The sequence below is a fragment of the bacterium genome, from assembly GCA_041649255.1.
Taxonomy (GTDB): domain Bacteria; phylum Hydrothermota; class UBA3073; order JACQXS01; family JAQTXJ01; genus JAQTXJ01.
In genome coordinates this window covers 1-2987 of the sequence record JBAZNK010000046.1, presented here as the reverse complement: position 1 = coordinate 2987, position 2987 = coordinate 1, and the positions used below count along the sequence as shown (strand labels likewise).

Here is a 2987-nt window from a genome sequence, read left to right as displayed (position 1 = left end):
ATTGCTTCTTCTTGCCACCAAGGTCGCTCTACTAAAATATAATTAATGCCTTCTGGAATTAAAAGATCGGCTATATTCGAGTACATTTTCAAGTGAAGAATATCCCCATCAATCATTTTTGAATAATGGCTTCTGGAAATGCTGGTCATATTCGTCCATCGCACCTCGCCGAGGGAATTAATAAAGTGCGATAAATGCGCTAGCATATTTAAATTTTCAGCCACATCCTGATGATGCCCGACGGGTATTATCGGTTGATGAAGCAGAGCGGCAACCAAAATTGCGTTTTGACAATCCATTGAAATCCGAAATCGGGGCAAAACCGGAAGACCGTGAATATTTTCAGCCGGACGCATGCCGAGAGTACGGACCCAATCAGCATGTTTGTTATAGTGAGCTAGAGATCCTCTGGATATGCATGCAGCTTCATATCCCATTAAGGCCATTTTCTTAAGAGTTTCCTCAGAGCATGCGCCGTGTGGCGGCGCCATTACGCGAGCGACAGATATATTTGCACGCTTTTCCAGTTTTTCTATCCTAAAGAGCGCCTGTTTTAACATTCTAGTGCGTTCTTCATTCGGTATTTTTCTTGCGAGCTCTTCGGCTATGTGGTCGTTCCCATGTATAAGCAGTGAAATTCGATGATGATGCTCCTGAAATAGGTCAGCTGTTCGCTGGTGAACAAACCAGGCGTCCAATGGGATGGTAGCAAAAGACGCGTGATAATTATGTAAGTCGGCGTGTCTTGCCATTTCAAGAAAATTTATGAACCCATACGTTGGCCAATGCAGATTGGGATCATCGAACATGAAGCATGCCTGTAAAGGCGGGGGATCCCACCGGTTTTCATCGGTTAGTCGGCGTAAAAATGTCAGCAGTGGAAGTAAAGCCAAAAATTGATTATCGTGGAAGTGATGGAAGATGGGTTCATCGCTGTTCAACTCCGGTATTGTTAATGCGACATAATGATGTTGGCAGTCTCGATGTTCCTGAACTGCCCATATTGGAGACTCTGTTTTACACGCAAGCGTTGTCGCATTTTGTAACCAGTGTGGAAGGCCTTTCAACGTGATAACTTCATCCGATCGAACGTCACGATTACTGAGTATTTCAGGAATGAGAGCGTGTTTATTGAAATTAATGGTCGATGATTCTCCGCAAGAGGTAAGGTGTTTTTCAGCAATGACGGCATAACTTGGTAACGGGCTATTTTGAATACGTAGCATGGAGTCAGGATTAATTTCAAGGTAAAGCCATGCATCGATGCCGGCATCATTGGCAACATTAGGCTCCTCAAATCGAATGCCGAAGATTTCTCCTAAGGCATCAAACATTCTCCAATGACCTTGTGATATTAAAGCTGCTGAAATGCCGATTCTTTTCATTGCGGTTTCATACCCTGTGTGAATAAATTAAAAAGTAATAATTTGGAACAAGAACCCTATCCCTTATTTTTGATGACTATCAATATTTAGGCTGATTTCCAAGTCAATACACGTATGTTTTGGAGCAAAAAATTAAAATTTAATTAACGCATTTTTGGGCGACTAAACAAGTTGTTTTGGGTTCTGGATGAGCCCGAATCCATTAATAATTGTTTTCCAATGTTGTTTGATGTGCTCACTGTGGGTGTCGCAGCGGAAAATTGGAGACGTGCCCACTGTGTGTTCTGACCTTTGATGGCTAAAGTTGCGGCTGAGCCAATATTAGCAAGAGCGAAGTAAACGAAAACAGCAGTTTGGTCAAAATATGAAACTGAAAAAAATGTTACCACGTTAGCAAAAAGCGAGGAACCGAGCGCCCAGACCATAAATCGTAAATCGGGTGAACAATCGGTCGTTTGTTTCAGCGCTTGAGTGACACCGGAGAATCCCTTAATCAGTACGACTACGAATAGCGCCAATAATAGTAGGCCACCAAATACGCCCATTTGAACGTATTGACTCGTAATATCGGTGTGATCCGGGCTCCAGGGCACAAATTGTTGCATCCAGTGGCGAGTATAATCTGTTCCAATCAGCCACCACTCGTCTAGATGTTCTAAAGCAGCTTGTAACAACCTTGCTCGGTACCAACTGGTGCTTCCTCCCATTAAATCGATTCTGGCAATAATGAAATAGGCTGGATCTTTCATATACAAATCCAAGGCAATATACCCGGGGATAGCCCATCGCTGTATCAGCGGTATAAAACGACGATAACGCCACATGAATAGTGCAAAGATACCCGCCACTGCACTCAAAATAGGCCCGCTGGAAGCGCTGGAGTAAATGATTATAAAGCAGGCTATGATCCCAATTACCGCTAACTTTCGATGAGGGCGCCATAGCGCTATCATCATCGGCAAATTGATTGCTCCTGCTGTGCCGGCGAGTATGGGATGAGCGAAAGGACCATTGGCCCTGACTTTGCCTAAGCGGATCATCACTGATTCCTGTCCGCCTAGAATAGAAAATAGATTATGAACGGTTAGCTTCTCAATAAACATTTCCATGGCCAGAGGCACCAAAAGGAGCGCGGTTAGTTGGTACACACCAGAAATATCCTCAAGGCTTCTGCAAAAGCTTCGAAAAAGCACATAGATTCCACAAGCATCAAAAGCGAGGCCGAGTCGAAAAATAAGTGTCGCCCCGGGGTCCTTGTGAAAAAAGCCGCTAGCTAAAAGCCAGATAACCCAAGTCATCATAGTGCAGTCTATGCCATTGATTCCGTTTGGCGGCCATTCCTGTTTTATCATCATTCGAACTATGCCAAGCGCAATCAACACGCGGATAGCTGTGAAATGAAGTGGTCCCAGTTCAATATTTAAGTAAGTCGGGAAGTAACAGACGCCTACCAGAAGAGGTAACGGTGCCCAACGGCGACTGACAAATATCAGCGTAGCCGCGTCGACCAACAGAAGCACTAAGGCAAGACTATTCATACCCGTCAGACCAAGTTAACACGCAGTAATTATCGAGACAGTTCTTAGACTATTCATCAGTCTT

General features: G+C 44.1%; 2 protein-coding genes. Both read right to left on the bottom strand.

Annotated features, from left to right (window positions below; all coding sequences use genetic code 11):
* The coding region (locus tag WC614_14080; GenBank protein ID MFA5034132.1) for a hypothetical protein at positions 1–1385 on the bottom strand (1385 nt) is incomplete at its 3' end.
* Positions 1386–1528: 143 nt separating this feature from the next.
* Positions 1529–2923, bottom strand: a complete 1395-nt coding sequence (locus tag WC614_14075) for a hypothetical protein (GenBank protein ID MFA5034131.1) — start codon at positions 2921–2923, stop codon at positions 1529–1531.
* Positions 2924–2987: the final 64 nt, after the last annotated feature.

What these genes read in the sequence shown, in the direction of transcription:
- WC614_14075 (MFA5034131.1), bottom strand. Translation starts at nt 2,923, where the DNA reads ATGAATAGTCTTGCCTTAGTGCTTCTGTTGGTCGACGCGGCTACGCTG.